The following is a 22,069-nucleotide window of genomic DNA, read 5'->3' as shown; positions in this document are numbered from 1 at the left end:
GAAACGCAGAGGCCACACCGATGTCCGCTCTCCCGACGGCTCAGACGCAGACGCAGAAGAGCCCGGCCGAGTCCTACTTGCATGTCCTGCACGCGCTGATTCTGCGCGACATGCGCACGCGCTTCGGCGCCTCGATCTGGGGCTACGGAGTGGTGGTGCTCTGGCCCTGCGTACACGTCTTCATGCTGATCGCGATCTATACCTTCCAGAAGCTCGCGGCGCCGCTCGGCGACAACAGGGCGCTGTTCTTCGCGACGGGCGCGGTCCCGGTGCTGGTGTTTCAGTACATTTCCCGCGAGGTTATGAAATCTGTGATCATGAACCGACCGTTGACCTACTACCCACAGGTTAAACTGTTCGATCTGATCTTTTCCCGTATCCTCGTTGAGATCGTGACGGGGTTCCTCGCCATGTTGGTCGTCAGTTCCGTACTGATCGTGATCGGGACCGACCCGATCCCAGCCGACCCGCTTACTGCCGTCTGCGGCTACGTGGCCGCGATCATCCTCGGTGTCGGGATCGGTACGATCAACGTGGCGATCATCGGCTTCTTTCCGGGATGGCTGATCGGCTACGCGCTGTTCAGTATTATCTTATATGTCTCCAGCGGCGTTATGTTTCTGCCGAGCTATATGCCTGAGAAAGTCTATTATTGGATGAAATTCAATCCGGCCATGCAGTTGGCCGAATGGGTACGGTCAGCTTACTATCCCTATGCAGGCATTCAAGTCGATCATATGTACGTTATCATGTTTGGCTTGACATCTGCAGCCATTGGATTGTTTTTGGTTAAGCACGTCGTTAGTAAAATACAGGGCTGAACCACTTAATGAAGGTGAAACCGACCCGAAAGGGATCTATCGGGCAAAACGCATAGCGTTTGAGATCGACTTCCCCTGTTTCTTTGCCTGGCGCAGGGAGCACGTCGCCTTCGGTGTCGACCATTGTGGCGGCAAGCGATTCACGGCATGAAGGTTATGGGTGCATCCCGGCGCCTGAACGCATGGAAATGCCGTGAGCAGTCTAAAATTCGGAACGAGTGGCTTGCGGGGTCTCGTGACGGATCTACTAGGCTGGCCCAGTTACGCATACGCCAGCGCGTTCTTCCAATCCGCCTCAGCAGATGGTGGCCTCCACCAAGTCGTGATCGGACGGGACCTGCGCGGCAGCAGTCCGGGCATCGCCGCGACGGTGGTGAGCGCTGCGGCGGCTTCCGGCTTCGAGGCGATCGACTGCGGGGCTCTCCCGACCCCAGCCCTCGCTCTCGAAGCGATGCGGCGTGGAGCCTACGCCGTCATGGTCACGGGCAGCCACATCCCCGAGGACCGCAACGGCCTGAAATTCTATCGGCCCGACGGTGAGATCACCAAGGCCGACGAAGTTGCCATCCTGGCAGCTCTGGGAGATGTCTCAGCTGTTGGCGAATTGCCGACATCGGCTCCGACACCATCAGAACCCGGTGCCACCGAGCGCTACCATCAACGCTACAGCGAAGCTTTCTCCCCCGAGGTCCTGAAGGGCGTACGCATCGCGGTCTATCAGCAGAGTTCGGTCGCTCGCGACCTACTGACCGATCTGCTCGCGAGCTTTGGGGCGAGCGTTACGCCGATCGGCCGGTCGGACAGATTCGTGCCGATCGATACCGAGGCGCATCGACCAGAGGACATTGCCTTCATCATGGAGGTCATGGCGTCCGGCGACTTCGACGTGCTCGTGACGACGGATGGCGACGCGGACCGGCCCCTGGTGGCCGATGGCGCTGGGCGGATCGTGCGCGGGGATGTGCTCGGGCTGATCACCGCGCGCTACCTCGGTGCCGATACGGTCGTGGTGCCCGTGACCGCAGGTTCGGCTCTCGAGCAGTCCGGCGGCTTTAGCCGTGTCATTCGCACCAAGGTGGGCTCACCCTTCGTCATTGCCGGCATGGAACAGGCCAAGAGCGCCGGCGCGCAGGCCGTCGTGGGGTTCGAGGCGAATGGCGGATTCCTGCTCGGATCGGACGTCACCCTCGGAGATAAGACTCTGGCCGCTCTGCCGACGCGGGACGCGATGCTACCGATCCTCGCGACACTCGCCGCGGCGCGCGCGGCGGGAACGTCCCTGGCCGATCTTATAAACTCACTCGACGCGGGGGAGATGGCGAGCGACCGGCTGCCCAACACCCCTTCGGAGCGAAGCGGCGCCTTTCTCGCACGGCTCCGCGAGGAAACCTTCCGCGGCGAATTCCTCCGGCTGATCGGTTCGCCGCAATCGGTGGATGAACAGGATGGGATCAGGATCGGGCTCGACGGCGGCCGGTCGATTCATTTCCGGGCCTCAGGCAATGCTCCTGAACTGCGGTGCTATGCCGAGGCCAAATCCGCTTACGACGCTCAAGCTCTGGTGCAATGGGGGCTGAAAGCAGCGGCGGCAGCAATGGCGGGACAGGCCGACCGACCATAAAGGCTGAGACAGTCAGCGTGATCGAGATGCTGCATCGCGATACGTTCCGGCATTACAAAGGCATCGAACCAACGCCGCGACCCGCCGCTTGTCCGACCGCCCTGCGCGCGGCACGGTCCGGTTTGGCCGCGAACTACGCTAAGCGGTCTGCAGGTTATGACGTAGGGCATAACCTTGATGGGGCATGTGAACCGCATATAACTCAGGGTCGAAACATTACGGATGGCAGCATTCACGCATTTGCCAGCGCCGTTGCTGCGCTGCGACACAAAACGCATCAGATCTGGCCTAGTCTGTCATCTCCGATAAGGAGGACGCGTACAGCATGGCCAACAAGCACTTCGTTCACGCCTCCCGGCATCCAGCGGCGACCATCAGGCTCGGCAGCTTCGACGTGCCCTGCTCGATCCTGGCATCCGACGATCGTGGCGCTCATGTGCGTGTGCTCACGGCTGGCGGCATTCCCGAGCATCTAACCTTCCTCCGCGATGGCCAAGCGCAGCGTGCGCGGGTCGCATTCCGCAAGCAGGGCCCATTGCGCTTGGACCTCTGGCTGGATCTGCAGGTCGTTCAGAATATCCAGGCCGCTTAGCGACACTTTTCTCAACAGGCTGCTTCGGGACTCGATTCGCAATGAACCCGAAGGATGTGCATGGCCCCTTTCTTATCGTTCAGCTCTCTAGCCTCATCGACCGGATCTCGGCCTGATCCTGCAACGGGCCTCAAAGGCGGCCTGCAGCCGCCCCATTAGTAGGATCCGGTCGCAGAGGTCGATGGCCGACTTGCCGATCATCACGCCTAAAGTCGGCACCGAGGTAAAGCACTGCGAGACGTGCGAGCGGCATTCGAGCTGTTCCCGTATGGCCATAGTCTTTCAGCAGCCCGGAAAGCCGTTCACGGTACGAGCGAAAGATCACCAAAACGAAAGGCCTACCCAGCGTACGCTGGGTAGGCCTTTGCGCTCTTTACGTAAGGGGCAGAGCCGTTCGAAGCTCGCCCTCAGTGCCACAACACCCGCCTCCGCTGAAAGAACACCGGCTGTGGGTTGGAAGGTGATGCGCGGTTGCTCGCACAGCGGACGCTGATCTCATAGAACCGCCCTTGACAGTATGTTCAGACTTCACGGATCACGCCGCCAACAAGGGTGTCCACACGCCCGCCGCGTCTGCGGCCATCGCACAAATCACCGCGTCGTCGATCGAACGACGTACTTCGACGATGTGTGGGACGCCCATCGCCAGTGGTATCGCCAAGGTGAGATCGAAGCCGTGGCGGCCGTCACCGATCCCCGCCGCCGCGATATCGGCCCGGTACTCGGCGGCCATTGGCATCGCCACGATTGCACCATCTACCACGATGTCTAGGCACACAGGGGCGTCTGGGTACGCCGTGTCCTGAGCCCAGCCAGCGACGCGGGTGCCGTCGCACAGGTCTAGCCACGCCCGCACGACGCCGATGCCATCGGACTCGCTCGAGAAGCCGACACGTTGGATCAAGCGCCGGCGCAACCCGGCGAGGGCCGACCCGAGCTCAGTTCGTGGGGCGTAGGGCACGGGCGATGCCGGGGCGTCGTTCGCGTCCTGACTGTCGAACTGGCGGCGTACGCCCGGGGCTGGCAGGAAGCTCTCCGCCGGGGTGTTCTCGGCCAGGAGCAGGTCGTGCCTGTCTAGCTCGACATGCCAATAGGTCAGGTCGCGAATCGTCTCGCCGCGGGTGATGCTGGTGCCGTTGACGAGGTGACCGGCAGCTACGAACAAGCCGTCGAGCCATAAGGCATGGTCGGGTGAGACGAGCAGGTCGCGGGCGGGAACGCCTTCGGTCAAAGCCCCAGCCTTGATCCGTACGGGACGGTCGTGCTGCGGGGCGGTGAAGCCCGGATAACTGCGCGACCCAATCCAGCGGATGGGGCAGGGCTTGCCGGAGGTGGTGAGCGCTAGGTCCCCCACGCGCAGATCTTCGACCAAAGCGTCCACGATCGTACGCTCACGCAGCACACGAATGCGCGTGCCGGTCACGTAGCAGGGAGCGGAATTGGTGGGCTGAGCGGCGTCCGTCGGATTGGCTGCCGCCGCCGGGCTCGTCGGCTGAGCTGGATTGGGTGGGGTCGTAGGGTTGGTTGCTGTTGCAGCGCGGACGATCGTATTGCCTTGGCCGTCGGCGGCTGCCGTGAAGCTGGTCGCGCGCGGAGCCGACAGTATGAAGTTCTCGCTCACCTGCCCGCCGCCCGTACGGGTCCCGGTCACAGTGATGGTGCTGTTGGCACTATTGTAGCTGACGCTGGGGTCGGTAAGGCCGGCTAGAGCGAGTTCGTTCCCCGAGCCGAAGTTGGTCAGGGTATTGGTGAAGGCACCTTTGCCCGTTGGCTGGGCGGCAACGTCGAGCCCAAGCCGTGCGGTGGCGGTACCCGACAGGCTGGCGAACGTGATCGCCCCTGTGCCCGCCGAGGTCGCTGCCCCGAGGTTTAGGGTCCCGGACTGGATCGTCGTGCCGCCCGAATAGGTGTTGGCCCCCGACAGCGCGAGGGTCCCGGTCCCCGCCTGCACGACCGAGCCGCTTCCAGAGATGGCCCCCGTCGTAGCGAGATTTCCGGTGTGAGCGAAGGCCAGCGTGCCGGCATTGGCGACATCGCCCGCCAGAGACCCGTTCGCACCGACCGATAACCCAGCGCCCCGGCCGACCGTGATCCCTGAGGCGTAGGTCTGAGCATCCTGAACCGTCCACGTGCCGCTTTGTACAGCCAGCACCTCGACGTTGACGACATCACCGAGGCTGCCCGTCGTGGCGCCGCTGCTGGCGCCGAGGGCGATGTCCGCACCGGTTCTATCATCGAGGCGTAGGTTAAGCGTGTCCGTCCCTGCACCGCCGTCAATGCGTCCAACGACGGAGGATCCCGTGTATAGGTTCAGCGTGTCGTTGCCGCCCTCCAGGTTGATGGCGCGGCCGGAATTGCCGGTGATCACACCGTAGTTGGAGAGCGTATCGCTGCCCTCGCCGGTCTGGATCGCCGATCCGTCCCCGCGGATGAACCGGGAAGACCCCGCGTCGGCGGCGGTGTAAGTCCGGCCGTCGAGCGTCCCGACGGTGCCGGGATCTGCCGCGCCGTCCTGACGTAAAACCGTCCCGGACGGCACCCCGCCGTTCCCTGTGATCGTCCCGAAGTTGGTGATCGTGTCGTTGTCGGCGGCCGTCCCGGTCTTGTTCTCCAATCGGATCGCGTAGCCGTTCTGCCCGGTGATCGTGCCCGCCACGTTGTTCGTGATCTGCGTAGCCGCCACGCCGCTGCGGCTGCCGGCGGGGTTCGAGTCGTTGTTGACGACGATCCCGAAGGCCGCGCCGCGGATCGTGCCGCTGTTGCTGACGCTGCCGCCACCGATCGAGATGCCTTCGCTGTTGTTGAGGCGCCCGTTGCTGTCGTAGCCGCCCGCTCCCGTCCCCTCAATGGTGCCACCGGCGCGGTTGACGATTGTGGCGCCCCCGTCGATGTCGACCCCGTCGCCGTCGCCGTCCACGGTTCGGTAGCCTGCTCGATCGTATTGCGGGGCGTAGGCGCCGCGGATCAGACCGGAATTCGTCACCTGCACCGTGGTGGCCGACGCCCCCGTCGTGTCGGCTCCGACGCCCGAACCGTTGCGCCCGATGATCTGCCCGCCGGCCTCGTTGACGACGCGGATGTTCGTCGCCCCGGTCACGCCGACGTCGACGCCGTGCTGGGCGCCGGTGATCGTACCGAAATTATCGATCCGATCGCTTGTTGCATTGTCCTGATTGATCCGGACGCCGCGGGAGACATCGTAGGTCGTCGCGGTCGAGGTGCTGCCACCGACCGGGTTGAGGCTGTTGTTGGTCGCGGCGTCGTTGACCGGTCCGTTGCCGTTGATCGTGCCGTAATTGACGAGAGTCTGGTGTGAGCCCAGCCGGATCGCGTCGCCGTTATCGCTCTGAATGAGCGCCGCGGTGTTGCCGGGAGCGCCGTTGGTGAGGGTCCCACCGCTGATGAAGTCGGTGGTCGGCGCCCCCGCGGCGCCGAGGGCGGCGTTGTAGGTGATCGCGAACTCGGTCCCCGGGTTGGTCCCGCCGACGCCCGGCGTAAAGTTCGCGCTGCTGGCGACGATCTGGCCGAGGTTGGTCAGATCGATCTTGCCGTTCACCGACTGGCTGCGGATGGCGTCCTGGTTGAGGGATTGCACGCGGCCATTCGCACCGATGGCGATCGTGCCGGCGATCGGGTTGTTCGCGACGTTGATCGCGCGCTGGCCTGATGCGGTGTCGTTGAGCGTGCCCTCGATATCGACCGTGACAGGTCCGGCCGCCGCCGTCACCGACACGCCGATTCCGGCGGTCTGTGTCCGCGTCGTACCGGCGTCCAAGGTGTAGGTATCGGGAGTCGTGATCGTAAAAGGAGTCGATTGCGCGCCGGACGGAATCTTTTGAGGCATCGACTCGGATTCCCTTACCTTCTCTAGACCGATCGCTAGCTACACGCCTGCGAATTATACAGACTGAGAGTTGCGTTTATCTGGCATAGAATTTTCGTGACGGACCGATGACACCGCCACCACTTAATACCTAGGAATACCCGGGGTGGCCGGGGCAGGCTGCCGTTTAGGAGGCGCCGTGGCGGCAGGGTTACAGCACCGGAGCTTGCAATCAGCTGGACCGGTGATCTTATCCGATGGTGCGCTACGACAGCGAGCCAATCGAAAGCGCTGAAGCCGTCAGGCGTTCGTGCGAGGCGCGAACCGCGGGCGATGGAGGATCATCGACGGAGCCGGTATGCAGGTGCACTGGCCATCACGCTCGACGCTCATCCCCTCGGGCGGCGGTCCGGATCAGTGCACTATCCGGCTGACGGCGGCGCCAAACGACGCGAGACCGTCCCGCTCGACGGCCTCCATGAAGGCGCGGTAGGCGTCCAGCTCCGTCGCGAAGCGCTCCCGCCATTCCGTGGCACCGCTGGACATGTGGACGACGGTCAACCGCCAAGGATCCTGCGTACCCGCGCACCGAAAAATCTCCACATCGACCATCTCATCCTCGCGAATGTATGGTCCGGATAAAGTAGAGTGCTCGAAATCGCAGTCCTCGTCGTCCACCGCCGGCTGCCTTGGGTGCGCTCAACGTCACTGAGAAACTGGGACATATGCACCACGACATCATCGCCGTGGGACGCAACCTCCGTGATCTCCGGGACTAGCTCGGCGCGCCGGGCGATCTTTGTCAAGACCAGCTCGAAGGACGATGGCCACACTACACCGTTGGCCTGGAGCATCTGGGTGGCTGTCGCGAGCATATAGGATTGCTTCGGCTGAATCATCATGCCCGCGACGTGCTGTTCGAGCATGCGTTCGACCAGCGCGGTCGCCAACCCAGCGAACTCGGCCAGCCTGTCGGGTGATGCGTCGGCGTCCGACCTTGGAAATCGACCTTCGCTCCCAGATGGTCGGAGCGCCGCCCTGGCTCGCCTCCTCCGGCCATTCGCGCAGCTTGTTCCAGCTGGCCAGTCAACCCCGCGCGCATACATCACTCGCGGATAAAGCGTGACCTTGGCGGCGCTGTTGGATTGATTTCTGCCGATGCTGCAGACCAACGGGCTGTGCAGCCACGACTCCCAGCAGATCCATCGAATTGATCGAATTCGATAAACGCGCCCCTCATGGGTCGCATGGTCCCCTTTCGTCCGAGGAGGCCGGAGCCATGACCATCACCGCCTCGATCAACACGGTCGGCGTCGTGCGCGCCACAGAGATCATTCAATCGGCGCGCGCCGCTGCAGCGCTCGAGTGTCGACACGAACCTCAGTGGGTTCTGATCGAAATATCTCGATCGATCGTGACCGGGCTGCAGGATCACGCAGATAAAGGACTTGTCGGCGGACAGCGGCGGGTCGTCGACATCCGTGTCTGAAACCGGCCAAGCTCAGAAAATGAGATTTTTAAAAATAAATCAGGATTTTACCGAGGCAGATCTACAACCGAACTCAAAGCCTCCATAAACTGCATGGGCCTACCGTAAAGGTAGCCCTGCCCATACACGCATCCCATTCCGTTCAGCGCCACGGCCTGCTCCGGCCGCTCGATGCCCTCCGCCACGACCGGTAGTCCAAGCTCGTCGGCAAGTCGAACGATCATCTGTATGATCTTAAAGCTTTTGGGATCGTCCATCATCGATCGGACGAAGCCGCGATCGATCTTGATAGCCGTGGCAGGCAGCGTGCTTAGATAATTCAACGAGGAATATCCCGTCCCAAAATCGTCGATAGCGACTCCAAATCCGTACTCACGGAGCTTGTGGAGCGTTGCGATTGAACGATCGGGGTCTTTTATAAGACCGCTCTCCGTAACCTCAAAGCGTAGCGAGCTGGTTTCAAATCTCCCACCCCGGACCAAACTCTCGACCAAATCGAGAAAGTCGCCCTCAAAGAGATCCTGTGCGGCGATATTTAGATTCAGAAACAGCTTCCCAGGCCCAGGCCCGTCGCGCCCATTGCAATCTGGCAAACGAGGGATCAGCTCGGCGACGATCTTCAAGGCAACCAGGGTCAGTCGGGATATCAGTCCCGACGATTCCGCCACCGGGATGAATTGCGAAGGCGGGAGCAAGCCTCTTTCCGGATGCTGCCATCGCATCAGCGCTTCGAACCCGACGGTATGGCCTGTCTCAAGCCTCACGATCGGTTGAAACACCATGAAGAACTCAGCCCGATCTATGCCGGACTGAATTTCTTGCTCGAGCCGCAGCGTTTCGATGGCTTCGCGAAAGTATGGAGATGGGTTGTGTGTCTCGGATGAAGGTGGAGCGGCCGGTCGACAGCCGGCGCCCTCAAGCCGCGCGACCGTTGCCCGGTAGCGCTCGAGTACGACGCTCAAGCACATGCGGAGGATGGGGTCCGTTCCGGAAATTCGCCGCGCCAGTTGCTCGCGCGTGATGACGATCAAGACGCTGTCTGCCAGTGCCCGGACGGTGGCCGAGCGCTTTCCACCATCGAGGATTGCCATCTCGCCGACGACCTCGCCCGGCCCGCGGCACGCCAATACGAGATCGCCGCCCGAGCGCGTCGCGAGAATTTCCAGGCGCCCCTCCTCAATGAGGTAGGCGGCATCGCCCGCGTCTCCCTCGCTGAAAAGTGTGACACCGGCGCAGAGGTGCACGCGATGCAATGACGGCGGTGACACGACGGGCACGATGACTCGCGGCTAGAGATCGACCAAGCTTGGGCGCGGAAAGCCTCACAGAAACCTCTAAAGGAACCATCCTACGGCGCGATTTGAGGACGCCTTGTTGCCGATCGATGTCGACATCCGCAGCCGGCGGCAGGCTGTAGCATTCGGTTGCTTTCACACGCGGGCGCCATGCACAAAATCAAGTCGGGCGTGCCGGTGAGGCAGAGCGATATGCTCGGGCTTATACCCCCGCAGCTGATCTTAGCGCAGGTCGAGCAAACCTGAATATCGCCGGAGCGTCGACGCGCCCTCTGCCGGACGGAAGGCATGCCGTTAAGAACCGGTTCCCCCCGCGCCCGGGCACCGCTCGGACGAGGGGGTTACAGAGTCACCATCACTAACGACAGGCCGATATTTGTAGCCTGGTGCAGGAATTGATCGAAGCCGATCAGCCACCAGAACCGCGCGTCCGTAATCGAAAACTGAAATCGATGTGCGCAGAGCGTCTTACCGCGGTCGACCAGCCAGTGGACGATCAGATCGATCCCGCTCAACCACCATAAGCTTGGTTTGAAGATCGCTACGACCGCCAAGGTGCCGAGTGCGTGTACCCCGGCATGAGCCGCCAGCGGGAGCCCCCAGCCACCCAGTCGCTCCTTGCCACGCGCCATCCATTCGGTTTGGACCAAAAAATCGGCGACGAAATGCTTGGCCGCCATTGCGATAAGGAGGGCGCCCATCGTCAGCACGGAGCCGTCAGTCTCAAACAGTCGCACAGCCTGCGCCCCGGGGTATCGAGGCGACAAGCTGTGTACGAGGATGGTCAAGAAGCCCCTAATTGCCGACGAAGCGACGCGGACGCGATCACACGATGTGGAGATCGCCAGTATGCGCCATCAGCGCTTGCTTCGTGACATTCAGAAGGGTGAGGCTGTCACCGAGTGGGTCGGTGATGACGACGCCGCCGATGCTATCGCGGGCTGCCGCCAAGACAGCGCTGACGGAGTTGAACACGGCGTGGTCGAATTGAAGGACGTCCTTGGTGACGTCGAAGCCGTGGACGGTATCATGTCCGAATTGCCCGCCGAACACGAAGATATCGGGCCCCGCACCGCCGGTCATGACATCATCACCGGGACCACCGATCAGCGCGGTTGGCCCATTGCCCGCGTTGAGGTGATCGTCGCCGTTGCCGCCGTCCAGTACCGTCGGACCGCTCGATCCGGACAATGTCTGACCGGACCCATTATTGCTCCCGGCCGCAGCGATGTAAGCCATACTCGGATTACTAACTGTAATCGTCAGGCTTGCGCTCGAACTCTGCCCCTGCTGATCGGCGACGAGGTAATTGAAAACGTCCTGCGCGATGATGCCCGAGGGCAGTGCGCCGGAATAAGCGTGGTAACTATAGCTCCCATCGGCGGAGAGTGTAAGGATGCCGTAATCGCCAAACACGGGAACGGCCAGGGGACCAATCACCGGGACCGCTAGCCCGGTGTTCACGCTCGCGAGGGAGCTCACGCTCAGGTTTGCACTCGCCCCGTGGCCGGTATCATTGGTAAGGACACCGTGCTGCGCATCCACCGTAATGGTTTCCCCCTTGGCGACACCGCCGATGTCAGCCAGGGCGAACGGAGCCGGCGATACGGTCGCCGCAGCCCCCGCCAAGTGGATGACGACGTCCTGTGTGGCGACGCCGCCGTGGTGGTCGTCGACCGCGATCGTCGAGGTCACGCGGGCCGTCTGGCCGGCGCCGAGGAAAGCGAACGCCGCGTCCGCAAGGTCGTAGCTCCAGGCGACCGAGCCCGCGTTCGTGCTCGCGCCGGACGCCGCAATCGTGAAGGCGTGCTCCAGAACCGCGGCTTGCGCGGCGGTGAGGTTCAGCGTGTGGCCCGAGGCATCGAACGCGATGATCGTCTGCGCGACGACCGAGGCCGTCGGGCGGTCCGTGAGATCGGGGTCGCTGAAGTGCAGGCTGCCTGCGGCGTGCTCGACACCCGAGCCCACCGGGGTCGGCAAGTGCAGGGTCGCTCCGGGCGTCGCGCCCCCGTCGAACACCGGGGCATCGTTCACCCCGGTCACGGTCAGGGCGAGCGTGGCCGTGGCGGTGTGGCCGCTGAGGTCTCGGGCCGTGTAGGCGAACCTGTCGATCCCAGTCCCGCCGGCTGCCAACGCAGCGGCGTGATCGGCGCTGTAGCTGTAGCTGCCGTCGCCCAGCACCGTCAGGGTACCGTACAGGCCGGCGAGGGTCAGCGGACCGGACGCCATCGCCACGCTGGCCCCGCCGACGGGACCGATCGAGGCGACCGCGGCCCCTGAAACGTTGGCCAGGAGGCCGTGTGCGGGATCGGCGTTCAGCCGCGCGGCGATCACCGCGCCCGCGGCGTCAGCTACGGACAGCGGATGGCCGGGGATGGGGGGAGTCGGACTGGTGTCAGCACCGCCGCCCGTACCCACCGGCACCGAGCCGGTCACGGGCGGATCCGGTAGTGGCGCGTCGGAGCCCGCCAAGCGGATGACGACGTCCTGTGTGGCGACGCCGCCGTGGTGGTCGTCGACCGCGATCGTCGAGGTCACGCGGGCCGTCTGGCCGGCGCCGAGGAAAGCGAACGCCGCGTCCGCAAGGTCGTAGCTCCAGGCGACCGAGCCCGCGTTCGTGCTCGCCCCGGACGCCGCAATCGTGAAGGCGTGCTCCAGAACCGCGGCTTGTGCGGCGGTGAGGTTCAGCGTGTGGCCCGAGGCATCGAGCGCGCTGATCGTCTGCGCGACGACCGAGGCCGTCGGGCGGTCCATGAGATCGGGGTCGCTGAAGTGCAGGCTGCCCGCGGCGTGCTCGACACCCGAGCCCACCGGGGTCGGTAAGCTCAGGGTCGCTCCGGGCGTCGCGCCCCCGTCGAACACCGGGGCATCGTTCACCCCGGTCACGGTCAGGGCGAGCGTGGCCGTGGCGGTGTGGCCGCTGAGGTCTCGGGCCGTGTAGGCGAACCTGTCGATCCCAGTCCCGCCGGCTGCCAACGCGGCGGCGTGATCGGCGCTGTAGCTGTAGCTGCCGTCGCCCAGCACCGTCAGGGTGCCGTACAGGCCGGCGAGGGTCAGCGGACCGGACGCCATCGCCACGCTGGCCCCGCCGACGGGACCGATCGAGGCGACCGCGGCCCCTGAAACGTTGGCTAGAAGGCCGTGTGCGGGATCGGCACTCAACCGCGCGGCGGCGATCACCGCGCCCGCGGCGTCAGCCACAGAGAGCGGATGGTCGGGGGTTGGCGCCGTTGTTGCGGAGCCGATACCGACGGCCGTCCCGATTCCGACCGGCACGGATCCCGTCACGCTTGGCTCTGAGGGTTCCACAGCCGCGTTAGCGACCGGGGTGCTGAGATCCGCCGGGAGCGCAACCTGGTGTGCAGACGGTGTCGGCTCGGAAGAGGCTGTGGGCGGCTCAGGTGCTGGGTTCTGTATCTCCGGCCGTACCTGAACGACCGCTTGTGGCTCCGGGACCGCGAGCGTCGCTGCCTCTGGGGCGAGAATTGCCGCCGCTGCGGCCGGCGCGACTTGGGACGACGCGACCGCGACACTCCCTGTGCTCGAAGCGCCGGCTAGCACAGACGGAGGTGTTTCCGTGGCGGGCTGCGGCTGCACCTGAGCGGTGGCGCTCGAATGTAGCGCGGCCTCTTGTATCGTAGCGACGCTCGCAGGGACGGTGATGTCCTGAGCCCTCGAGCTCTGCGCATCCGAGGAACCGAGGAGGGGGTTCACAGTCCGAGGCTCGGCCTGAGAATGGTCGCCGGGCGATCCCTGCTGTGTGGGCGAGGCCGGGAGCGGCGCGATCGTCGGGGGTGCGACGAGGTTCGGGGGACTTGACGACCCTGCGGCCGGAGCGTGGGTCTGCGTTGGGGTTGAGGTTGGGCCCGGCACGGCGACGAGGGGGTTCTGGACCCCGCTCGCGACGGTCGCGAAGACGCTCTTCAGGAACCCGGTCTCGTGATCGGTCTCGACCGCGGTCTTCGAGGCGCTGTTGATTGCGACCTGTCCCTGCCCGTTCGGAGTCACAGTGGTCACCGTGGCGGGATCCGAGACGGTGAACAGGACATGGTTAGGATCGTCGCGGTCGAACACATCGTAGCGTCCGGTATGCCCGTCCGGCTCGGTCATGACCGAGAACTTGACCGCCCCGTGATCACTCGCGATCTCGACGTGCACCGCGGTGCCGCGGATACCCATGGTGGCCGATGGGGTGACAACCTTCATGTCGCCCGACTTCGCGGTCTGACCGGCGACGAAGGTGATAATGCCCTGGACTAGACTGAACAGGGCGCTGTTCCCGGCCGCGCCAGGCTGGAAGTTCATGCCATCGACGACCATGCGGGATTCGCCGTCGAGGTTGAACGCCGTCCCGTCGACGAAGGTGAGCCCGAGCTTGCCGCCGTCATCCGTCTGGACAACGTCGCCTTTGTAGATCGGATCGCCCGGGTGCAGCGCCACCGTGACGCCGTTGCGCAGCACCGCGGCGCCGCCGCTGGCACTCTCGACCCGGCCGATCGCCCTCGGTGCCTCCGGGGCGTTCTCGCCGACCACCCGCGCCTGCTGGGCGCCGACGAGAGAGGCGATCAGCGCCCCCGGGAGGGAGGCGCCGTCGGGTGATCGCAACACGGGAGGAATGGCGGCGTCGAAGTAATCGTGGATCACGACGCGGTGGTGCGCGTCCGAGACGACGAGATCCGATTGGACGCGCGCATAGTGCCCCCGAAACAGGAGTTCGGCCTCGACCGCGATGACCGCGCCGGCGCCACCCGGGTGCTCGACGGCCTCGACGAGACCGAAGGTTCCGGACGATCGCGCTTGATCGATCGGATCGTGTGTCGGCAGCATCGACGCCTCGGGAGTTCGGCGACGGGACTGGCCGCCGCGTGTCATTCTGCCGGGGGCTGCTTAAGGATCCGGTGATGGCGCGTGCGAATCCTGGGCCGGGCTTGGAGGATTACCCGCTCGATTCAGGCCGCGCGGTTCAAGACCACGTCGCTCTCGCCGGCGTCCAACCGGCCGGCGTGGAACGCCGCCAACGGGTCTCCAGGATCGTCGGCGTACACGCGCCGCATCTGCTCGGACGCGCCCGGATCTCGCCGGGCAAGCGCTGCGAACGCCGCATCGTACCTGTCGAGATGCGCCCCATTCGCCCTAGTCGGCGCGACCACCGTGTAGATCTCGGTCGCGGCGGCCTTGCCCTTCAAGATGATCCCACCGACCGCCCGGAAGCGCAGGCCGGCGACCTTCCCGGCTCTCTCGACGGTCGCCCGCGAGACGCAGATCGACGTGCCGAAGCGCTTGTTGATCGCCTCCAAGCGCGCCGCCGTGTTGATGGCATCCCCGTGGGCCGTATAATCGAAGCGCCGCGCGCCTCCGAAATTGCCCACCACCGCCGGGCCGGTGTTCACGCCGATCCGCGTCACGCCGAAGCCGCTCGCGTGCTGTGCGGCGAAGTCCCGGGCGAACGCATCGATTTCGAGGGCGCAGGCGACCGCCCGGGAGGCATGGTCGGGTTGATCGAGCGGCGCGTTGAACATCACGTGGACGGCATCGCCGACGATCTTGTCGATGGTGCCGCCGTGGCGAAAAGCGACGGCGCACACGCCGTCGAGATAGGCATTCAGCGCCTCGACCAGTTCCGACGGCTCGGAGCGCTCGGTGAAACTCGTGAACCCTTCGACGTCGGTAAACAGGAACGTCATCTCCCGCTCCTCGCCGCCCAAGCGGAGCCCGGAGGGATCGCGCGCCAAGGTCTCCACGAGATCGGGGGACAGGTACTGCTTGAAGGCCGACCGCAAGGCGCGCGCCTCGCGCTCGGCGACGTAGTGCCGGATCAGGGCGGCGATCACGAAAGCCAGGGGAGGCAGCCCCAGCAACACGCTCGCATCGATGAGCACGCCGCATCGATACCCGGTCCAGACTAGGCCGACCGTCGCCGCGAACGCCGCGGCGAGCAGACCGACGGGCCAGCGCAGGCGTGTGACGGCGACGAGGGTCGCCGCCGCCACAGCGACCGCGACCGCGAGGAACGTCTCGACCGACCCCGCCCAGTACGGACGAACCAGAATGTCTCCGCGCATGATCTGCTCGATGGCACCGGCGTGGATGTTCACGCCCGGTTCGAAGCCGTCGAACGGGGTCGCACGCCGATCGACCAGACCCAGAGCGCTCGCCCCGACGAGGACGATCCGTCCGGCGATCCGCCGGCGCAGCGCCTCGCGCTTTTCCGGATCGTGCCTCGCTGCAAGGACCTGCGCGGCCGACACGGTCGAGCGCTCGCCCCGCTCGGAAAAGCGCAGTCGCATCGAGCCGTCGACTTCCAACGGGATCCTCCGGCCCGCGAACTCGAGATCATAGCCGACGATCGCCCCGGTCATGCCGGCGGATCGCACGCCCCTCAACAGGACTGAGGTCGGTTGCGCGTGGGCGAGGCGAAGGACGGACAACACCAGCGAGGGTATCGGCGCATCCTCCAGCTTCAGGACGAGCGGCATGCGCCGGATGATCTCGTCGGTCTCCCCGGCGACCATGAAGCTCCCCTGATCGGCGGCCGCCTGCTCGAGCGCCGGCAGATTCCGGATCGCACCGCGATACGGCGGGAGCGCCTCGAGTTGGGCCGCGTCCTGACGGAGGAGGCCACCTGCCTTCGGTCGCCCGGCTCCGTTCGGGTCCCGGATCAGACCGAAGCCGGCGACGACGCGACCGCGGGCGAACACACGCGCCAGAACGTCGTCGTTGTCCGGCAGCGATCGACCGGTCGCGCCGTCGGACCACACCACGGCGAGACCGAGCCGGGAGGTCCAGTCCGCCGCGAGGCGACGGGGGGAGGTGCGATCGGCCTCCGAGAAGACGATGTCGAGCCCGATCGCACGGGCGTCGCTGTCCTGCAGGATCTCGATCAGGGCCGCCACGGTATCGCGCGGCCACGGCCATTGACCGATCTGAGCCAGCGACGCGTCATCGATGTCGATCACGACGACGTCGTCCCGGCCGCCATCGGAGAGCGGGCGACCGGCCCCCCGCTGGAGCGTGTCGAAGGCCAACGCCTGCAACCGGAGAAACGGGGTCGGATAGGCGGCGCGTGCTCCAAGTACGGCGAACGTCACCGCCAGCGCGGCGAGAACCGGCGACATCCGCCGGATCCCGAGTCCTCCACCAGGCGAGAGGCGAACTTTGGAAAAGAGTCGTTGCGGCATCCCTGGCACCGTCGATGATATGGGATCGTTTGGCCCAGGCGGAGTGATCATTCGCCTGAATGGGCGAGGATCATCCGAAGCGCACGACCGCCTTAGTCCTCGTCCGGGACGATCAGGCCGGCGAGTAGGATCCGTTGCAGGGACCGCAGTCCGATGCGCCGATGCTGTGAGCCGGCGGCCATCTGTCGGGGATGCTTGCGAGGCTTGGCCGCGTCGGATGTCGCCGTCGCGGCCTCTGTGCCGACCCCGGCACCCGAGCGATCGACCGTCGGTGGAATGCTGACGTGAACGACGGGCAGGCAACCGATGCAGATCGAGCGGATGATCCGCTCAGCTGAAACCTGCTGGCGTGCCTGGAACGCATCCATCCGCGCCTGAGCGGCTCTGTTCGCCTCCGTGATATCTCCGCGCTCGATTGCACTGGCGCACCACCCGTTCTCGTTCCCGAGGAACGCGGTGAGCGCGAGCACGGTCAGCAAAGCCGTCGCTCGTGGGATTGAAATACGGAACATGGAGCCGGTTCATCGCGAGGGGACCATATCCCGTCCCTAAACCCGGATTTTCACAACACGGTTAATAGTCCCTTGATCTTTGTTACTCACCACCGGGAGGCGTCGGCGAGGGTCGTCGGCGGGCCGAATTTCGGGGTGGGCCGGTGTCTAAATCGCATGTGGCCTGTGAGGTCTCCGGGGCGCTCAAGCGCTGTCGCGCGGGCTTCCTCGGCGTCGCGCTGCTGAGCGGTCTCATCAATCTGCTCATGCTGACCGGCTCGTTTTTCATGTTGGAAATCTACGATCGGGTCCTGCCGAGCCGCTCGCTGCCGACCTTGGTCGGGCTGATCGCGTTGGCGTTGCTGCTCTACGCCTTCCAAGGGGGGTTGGAGGTCCTGCGCGGCCGCATCCTGGTCCGTACCGGCGCGCTGCTCGATCAGACCCTGGGACAGCGCGTCCTCGAGTTCATCCTCCGGGCGCCCCTCCGGACGCCACCGGGCGTGGTCCCGTCGGACGCGACGACGCTCGGGGAAGGCCTCCTGCCGCTGCGCGATCTCGATACGCTGCGCGCCTTCCTGAGTGGGTCGGGTCCCGGCGCCCTGTTCGATCTCCCGTGGATACCGGTGTACCTCGCCATCTGTTTCTTGTTCCATCCCCTGATCGGCGCTGCAGCGTTGGCGATGAGTGCGGTGCTCGCCGCCATCGCCGTGCTGTCGGAGCATGCGACGCGCGATCCTCTCCGGGCCTCGACCGCGCACGGCGCCACCCGCCTCGGCCTCGCCGAAGCCGCGCGGAGAAACGCCGAAGCTGTGGCTGCGCTCGGAATGCGGGAGCGTCTCATCGCCCGGTGGTGCTCTGCCAACGGCGGCTACGGCGATACGGTGCTGACGACCTCCGATAGGACCGGTCTCCTCAGCAACCTCGCACGGACGCTTCGCACGGCCCTCCAATCGGGTGTCCTGGCGATCGGCGCTTGGCTCGTTATCCGTGGGGAGGCAACCGGCGGGATCATCGTCGCCGCCTCGATCCTCGTTTCACGAGCACTGGCTCCCGCAGAGCTGACGATCGCCAATTGGAAAGGCATCGTCGCCGCGCGGCAAGCCTGGGGACGCCTCGCCGCTGGGTTGGCGCGCATTCCCCCGGAGGCTCAGCCGCATCGCCTTCCCGCCCCCGTGACCAGCGTGTCCGTCGAGGACGTGAGTCTCGTGCTGCCCGGCACCGGGCGCTGTGTACTCCAGGGCGCGACCTTTTCGGTGGTCGCCGGACAGGGATTGGGGATCATCGGTCCGTCCGCGTCAGGCAAGTCCTCGTTGACCCGGGCTATCGTTGGCGTCTGGCCGCCGATGCGCGGGACCGTTCGGCTCGACGGTGCGAGTTTAGATCAATGGACGAGCGCGAGCCTCGGGCCGCACCTCGGCTATCTCTCCCAGGAGGTCGCGTTGTTCGCGGGCACGATCGCCGAGAACATCGCCCGGTTCGAGCCGGATGCGTCGCCAGAAGCCGTGGTTGCTGCCGCGCGTGCAGCCGGGGTCCACGAGCTGATCTTACGCCTCCCGCGCGGCTACGATACCGCGCTCGGAGAGGGCGGGACGGGCCTGTCGGCCGGACAACGCCAGCGCATCGGCTTGGCGCGGGCGCTCTACCGCGATCCGTTTCTGGTGGTCCTCGATGAACCCAACGCCAATCTCGACGCCGAGGGAGAGCTCGCGCTGACCCGGGCCATCCTCGGGGTGCGCCTGCGCGGCGGTATCTGCATCGTCGTCGCCCATCGCCCCTCGGCGCTCGCCGGCGTCGATCTGGTCCTGGCGATCGCCGATGGACGCGTACGGGCGTTCGGGCCCAAGGATCAGGTGCTCGCGCGCGTCTTGAAACCGGGCCCGGTTCCCGACGAGACGGGTTCGCTCCGGGAGGTCGCTTGATGAACTCGGGATACACGCTCACCCCTGAGATCCATCTCGGGCCCCCGCCCGAACCGGGCTACGCCACCGCTCGCTCGATCCGGGCCCACCTTCTCCTCAGCATCGGCCTTTCGCTGGCCCTCGTCCTCGGGATCGGCGGCTGGGCTTCTCTCACCCAGATCGCCGGTGCGGTGATCGCGCCGGGCCAAGTGGTGGTCGAAACGGATGTGAAGAAAGTCCAACACCCGACCGGTGGGGTCGTCGGCGCACTCTATGTCCAGGACGGCTCGCACGTGAAGGCGGGCGACGTGCTCGTGCGCCTCGATGAGACGCAGACACGCGCCAACCTGGATATAGTTCTCAAGGCGCTGGACGAGCTCGCGGTGCGTCGGGCGCGCGACGAAGCTGAACGCGACGGCATGACGGCGCTCGCCATCCCGCCCGGCATCGCCGCGCGAGCGGCGCGCGAACCTGACGTAGCCCATCTGCTCGAGGGTGAGACGCGGTTGTACAGAGCCCGCTTGGCCGGCCGCGAAGGGCAACGCGCCCAGATGCGGGAGCGCGTCAATCAGCTCCAGGAAGAGATCGCCGGGCTGATCGAGCAGGCCGCCGCCAAGACGCGTGAGATCGCGCTTATCAAGGATGAGCTTGCAGGCGTTCGCAACCTCTACGCAAAGAATCTCGTCCCCCTGTCGCGCGTCACGGCGCTTGAACGGGACGCGACACGCTTGGAAGGCGAGCGGGGCCAGCTCACGGCCTCCACCGCGTCGGCCCGCGGGCGGATCGCCGAGACCGAGCTGCAGATCCTACAGATCGACGGCGACATGCGTACCGAGGTCGGCAAGGATCTGGGCGAGATCCGGGCGAAATGGTCGGAACTCGTCGAGAAGCGCGTCGCCGCCGAGGATCTGCTGAAACGCATCGAGCTGAGGGCACCGCAGGACGGAACCGTGCACCAGATGAGTGTCCATACGGTCGGCGGCTTGGTGACGCCGAGCGAGCCCGCCATGTTGATCGTTCCCGACGCCGATCGGCTGCTGGTCGAAGCCCGCATCCAGCCGCATGACATCGATAGCGTCCATCTCGGTCAGAGGGTCCTGATTCGCCTTCCCGCTTTCAACGCGCGTACAACCCCGGAGATCGAGGGCGAGCTCACCCGCGTTTCCGCCGATATCAGCCAGGATGCCAAGACGGGCGCGAGCTTCTACACGGTACGCATCGCCCTCACCACGGCCGATCTGGCACGCCTGGGCGTGGTGCGCCTCGTCCCCGGGATGCCGGCGGACGCCTATATCCAAAGCGGCGAGCGCTCGGCGCTGAGCTACCTGATCAAACCGCTATCGGATCAAATCGCCAAGGCATGGCGCGAACGCTAGGGAACGGGCGCCGACGAAGTTACCCTCATCTCGCGGCCTAGAGAGAACCGGAACCGCGTCCGGGTCAGCCGGGGTCTCCAGCGCATGGTCCCGCACCGCTTCGCGCAGGACGTCTGCATCCCTGTGTCCGCGATCGAGCACGGCTGCGGACGCCAGGGTCCGGGATCGCCCACCGCTTCCGCCCGCAGACCACTCAATCCGCTCGGAGCCGGCCAACAGCCGTGGCGACTTGTATGAGCTACCAGCAAAAAAGATCTGGCGCCGCGACGCTCGTAGGAAGCGTCGCGGCGCCAGATCGATGGCTGGCCTGCGAGATCCGGTGAGAGGGACCGGGAGGCTCGCTTCGCTCTGGGCTTGGAATATCGCAAGGCTGCTATGGCATGGATCTGCCCGGGCCGGTGTCGCCCGCGTCAGATCTTGAGCGGCTCGGGTGAGGTGGATGTGAGCTTCGCGCCCCTTGCCCGATACGTCCGCCGGACCGTCTTCACATGAGAGGGATCGACTCCGACCCTCGTAGGCGTCCACCCCCTCGCTGTGCGCGGGCGGGCGTAGTGGGATTGAGCGGTTCGCGTCGAGTTGTGTCCGAGTAAGGCGGCGACACTCGCCTCATCCATCGCAACCTTGGCGCGTGCAGCGGCAATGTGGCGGGTCGTATAGGGGCTGATCTTCGCGCCCCGCAACGAAGGCACCGCCTTGGCCGCTTTCGCGGAGGCCCACGAGAACAGGTGTCGGATGCCCGCGGCGATCTCGACCCAAGTGCTGGTCTCCAAGGCCGCCTCGATCATCGCGAGCAGCTCTTTGACCATGGTAGCGAGGCTGGGCTTGAGATCGCTCAAGTCGAGGTGGCGGACCTCGCCGTTCGCGCGCGAATTGGTGGCCTTGGCGTTCGTCACCACCAGGGTGGTTCCCTCCAGGCGGGCGGTCGACCATTCAATCGGACGCAGGCCGAGTTCGGTATTGAGCCAAAGCATGTGGCGGGCGAGAGCAGCGTACCGGTGCTGCGACTGCAGCAACACTTCAGAGATCTCCCTCATCTCGGCGATGCTGGCCGACTTCCGCTTCCGCGCACTCGTTCTCGGTTTCGCGCCCTTGACAGGCATGGGACGCACCGGTTCGGCGTTCAATCGCGCCAAAGCCGCACTTGCCTCGTCGTGAGCATCCGGGTTCTGGCAGCAGCTCTCCAGGGCACAACGGATGGCGGCTCGATACACTCGGATCGTCGACGGCTTCCATCTAAAATCCGAGCCGTGAAACCATTCGACGACCTTATCGAACGGAGTGTACTCGCATGTCAGTCCGAGCTCCACCGCCGCCGTCCTCGCGAGATTATCGGCGCGTTTGAGAAAATCACGTTCCGTCTCCGGTGTACGGGTCTGGTTTTCACCGATCATTTTAGTCACCCCCACGTTACTGCGACTGACAGTAACGGTTGCCAGCAATGGCGGACGTCTCAGATCCGCTCTGGACGAAGCTGACAGAGGATGA

At 65.2% G+C, this 22,069-nt stretch carries 14 protein-coding genes and 1 pseudogene; 6 read left to right on the top strand and 9 right to left on the bottom strand.

Going from position 1 to position 22,069, the window contains the following annotated elements; genetic code table 11:
* Positions 1-20 precede the first annotated feature (20 nt).
* From AKJ13_RS23215 to AKJ13_RS23205, 3 genes are all read left to right on the top strand, one after another.
* Complete coding sequence (locus AKJ13_RS23215; protein ID WP_050735499.1) at positions 21-821, top strand: ABC transporter permease; 801 nt, start codon at positions 21-23, stop codon at positions 819-821.
* A 193-nt stretch (positions 822-1,014) separates the two neighbouring features.
* Entirely contained in the window at positions 1,015-2,442 is a 1,428-nt protein-coding gene (locus tag AKJ13_RS23210) for a phosphomannomutase (RefSeq protein ID WP_050735498.1), read from the top strand.
* A gap of 325 nt (positions 2,443-2,767) precedes the next feature.
* On the top strand, positions 2,768-3,034 hold the full coding sequence (locus AKJ13_RS23205) for a hypothetical protein (RefSeq protein WP_050735497.1): 267 nt from the start codon (positions 2,768-2,770) through the stop codon (positions 3,032-3,034).
* Positions 3,035-3,569: 535 nt separating this feature from the next.
* Here the strand turns inward: AKJ13_RS23205 and AKJ13_RS23195 are convergent.
* Together AKJ13_RS23195 and AKJ13_RS23190 are read right to left on the bottom strand one after the other, a co-directional pair.
* Complete coding sequence (locus tag AKJ13_RS23195) at positions 3,570-6,878, bottom strand: Hint domain-containing protein (RefSeq protein ID WP_082317081.1); 3,309 nt, start codon at positions 6,876-6,878, stop codon at positions 3,570-3,572.
* Positions 6,879-7,271: 393 nt separating this feature from the next.
* On the bottom strand, positions 7,272-7,535 hold the full coding sequence (locus AKJ13_RS23190; RefSeq protein ID WP_050735494.1) for a hypothetical protein: 264 nt from the start codon (positions 7,533-7,535) through the stop codon (positions 7,272-7,274).
* A gap of 601 nt (positions 7,536-8,136) precedes the next feature.
* Between AKJ13_RS23190 and AKJ13_RS23185 the strand changes: the two genes are divergently transcribed.
* Entirely contained in the window at positions 8,137-8,346 is a 210-nt protein-coding gene (locus AKJ13_RS23185; RefSeq protein WP_050735493.1) for a hypothetical protein, read from the top strand.
* 47 nt (positions 8,347-8,393) lie between these two features.
* Here AKJ13_RS23185 and AKJ13_RS23180 read toward each other — a convergent pair whose 3' ends face one another.
* From AKJ13_RS23180 to AKJ13_RS32445, 5 genes are all read right to left on the bottom strand, one after another.
* The gene (locus AKJ13_RS23180) at positions 8,394-9,623 is read right to left on the bottom strand and encodes an EAL domain-containing protein (protein WP_082317080.1); all 1,230 of its coding nucleotides are present in this window, start codon (positions 9,621-9,623) and stop codon (positions 8,394-8,396) included.
* A 359-nt stretch (positions 9,624-9,982) separates the two neighbouring features.
* Positions 9,983-10,342 carry a DUF3307 domain-containing protein gene (locus tag AKJ13_RS23175; protein WP_050735516.1) on the bottom strand — a complete coding sequence of 120 codons (360 nt, stop codon included), beginning with the start codon at positions 10,340-10,342 and terminating at the stop codon, positions 9,983-9,985.
* Positions 10,343-10,466: 124 nt separating this feature from the next.
* Entirely contained in the window at positions 10,467-14,468 is a 4,002-nt protein-coding gene (locus AKJ13_RS23170; RefSeq protein ID WP_050735491.1) for a VCBS domain-containing protein, read from the bottom strand.
* A 122-nt stretch (positions 14,469-14,590) separates the two neighbouring features.
* Positions 14,591-16,756 carry an adenylate/guanylate cyclase domain-containing protein gene (locus tag AKJ13_RS23165; RefSeq protein ID WP_050735490.1) on the bottom strand — a complete coding sequence of 722 codons (2,166 nt, stop codon included), beginning with the start codon at positions 16,754-16,756 and terminating at the stop codon, positions 14,591-14,593.
* A 155-nt stretch (positions 16,757-16,911) separates the two neighbouring features.
* Positions 16,912-17,298, bottom strand: coding sequence for a hypothetical protein (locus tag AKJ13_RS32445; RefSeq protein ID WP_050735489.1), 387 nt, complete (start codon positions 17,296-17,298; stop codon positions 16,912-16,914).
* 191 nt (positions 17,299-17,489) lie between these two features.
* On the opposite strand from AKJ13_RS32445, the gene AKJ13_RS23155 reads away from it, so the two are divergent.
* Together AKJ13_RS23155 and AKJ13_RS23150 are read left to right on the top strand one after the other, a co-directional pair.
* Entirely contained in the window at positions 17,490-19,229 is a 1,740-nt protein-coding gene (locus AKJ13_RS23155; protein ID WP_280137122.1) for a type I secretion system permease/ATPase, read from the top strand.
* Entirely contained in the window at positions 19,229-20,584 is a 1,356-nt protein-coding gene (locus AKJ13_RS23150) for an HlyD family type I secretion periplasmic adaptor subunit (protein WP_050735487.1), read from the top strand. Before AKJ13_RS23155 ends, AKJ13_RS23150 begins: the two co-directional genes overlap by 1 nt.
* A gap of 42 nt (positions 20,585-20,626) precedes the next feature.
* Here the strand turns inward: AKJ13_RS23150 and AKJ13_RS31565 are convergent.
* A pseudogene (locus AKJ13_RS31565) lies at positions 20,627-20,769 on the bottom strand (IS701 family transposase); the annotation flags it as partial.
* A gap of 225 nt (positions 20,770-20,994) precedes the next feature.
* Positions 20,995-21,975: a hypothetical protein gene (locus AKJ13_RS23145; protein ID WP_144426354.1), complete on the bottom strand. Its 981-nt coding sequence runs from the start codon at positions 21,973-21,975 to the stop codon at positions 20,995-20,997.
* Positions 21,976-22,069: the final 94 nt, after the last annotated feature.

Origin of the sequence: Methylobacterium sp. ARG-1 (assembly GCF_001262595.1) — a bacterium.
GTDB lineage: Bacteria > Pseudomonadota > Alphaproteobacteria > Rhizobiales > Beijerinckiaceae > Methylobacterium > Methylobacterium brachiatum.
The sequence above is the reverse complement of the archived record's forward strand: the minus strand, read 5'-3'. Positions and strand labels throughout refer to the sequence as shown.

What these genes read in the sequence shown, in the direction of transcription:
- AKJ13_RS23165 (WP_050735490.1), bottom strand. Translation starts at nt 16,756, where the DNA reads ATGTCGCCGGTTCTCGCCGCGCTGGCGGTGACGTTCGCCGTACTTGGA.
- AKJ13_RS23205 (WP_050735497.1), top strand. Translation starts at nt 2,768, where the DNA reads ATGGCCAACAAGCACTTCGTTCACGCCTCCCGGCATCCAGCGGCGACC.
- AKJ13_RS23170 (WP_050735491.1), bottom strand. Translation starts at nt 14,468, where the DNA reads ATGCTGCCGACACACGATCCGATCGATCAAGCGCGATCGTCCGGAACC.
- AKJ13_RS23175 (WP_050735516.1), bottom strand. Translation starts at nt 10,342, where the DNA reads ATGGGCGCCCTCCTTATCGCAATGGCGGCCAAGCATTTCGTCGCCGAT.
- AKJ13_RS23150 (WP_050735487.1), top strand. Translation starts at nt 19,229, where the DNA reads ATGAACTCGGGATACACGCTCACCCCTGAGATCCATCTCGGGCCCCCG.
- AKJ13_RS23195 (WP_082317081.1), bottom strand. Translation starts at nt 6,878, where the DNA reads ATGCCTCAAAAGATTCCGTCCGGCGCGCAATCGACTCCTTTTACGATC.
- AKJ13_RS23145 (WP_144426354.1), bottom strand. Translation starts at nt 21,975, where the DNA reads ATGATCGGTGAAAACCAGACCCGTACACCGGAGACGGAACGTGATTTT.
- AKJ13_RS23215 (WP_050735499.1), top strand. Translation starts at nt 21, where the DNA reads ATGTCCGCTCTCCCGACGGCTCAGACGCAGACGCAGAAGAGCCCGGCC.
- AKJ13_RS23185 (WP_050735493.1), top strand. Translation starts at nt 8,137, where the DNA reads ATGACCATCACCGCCTCGATCAACACGGTCGGCGTCGTGCGCGCCACA.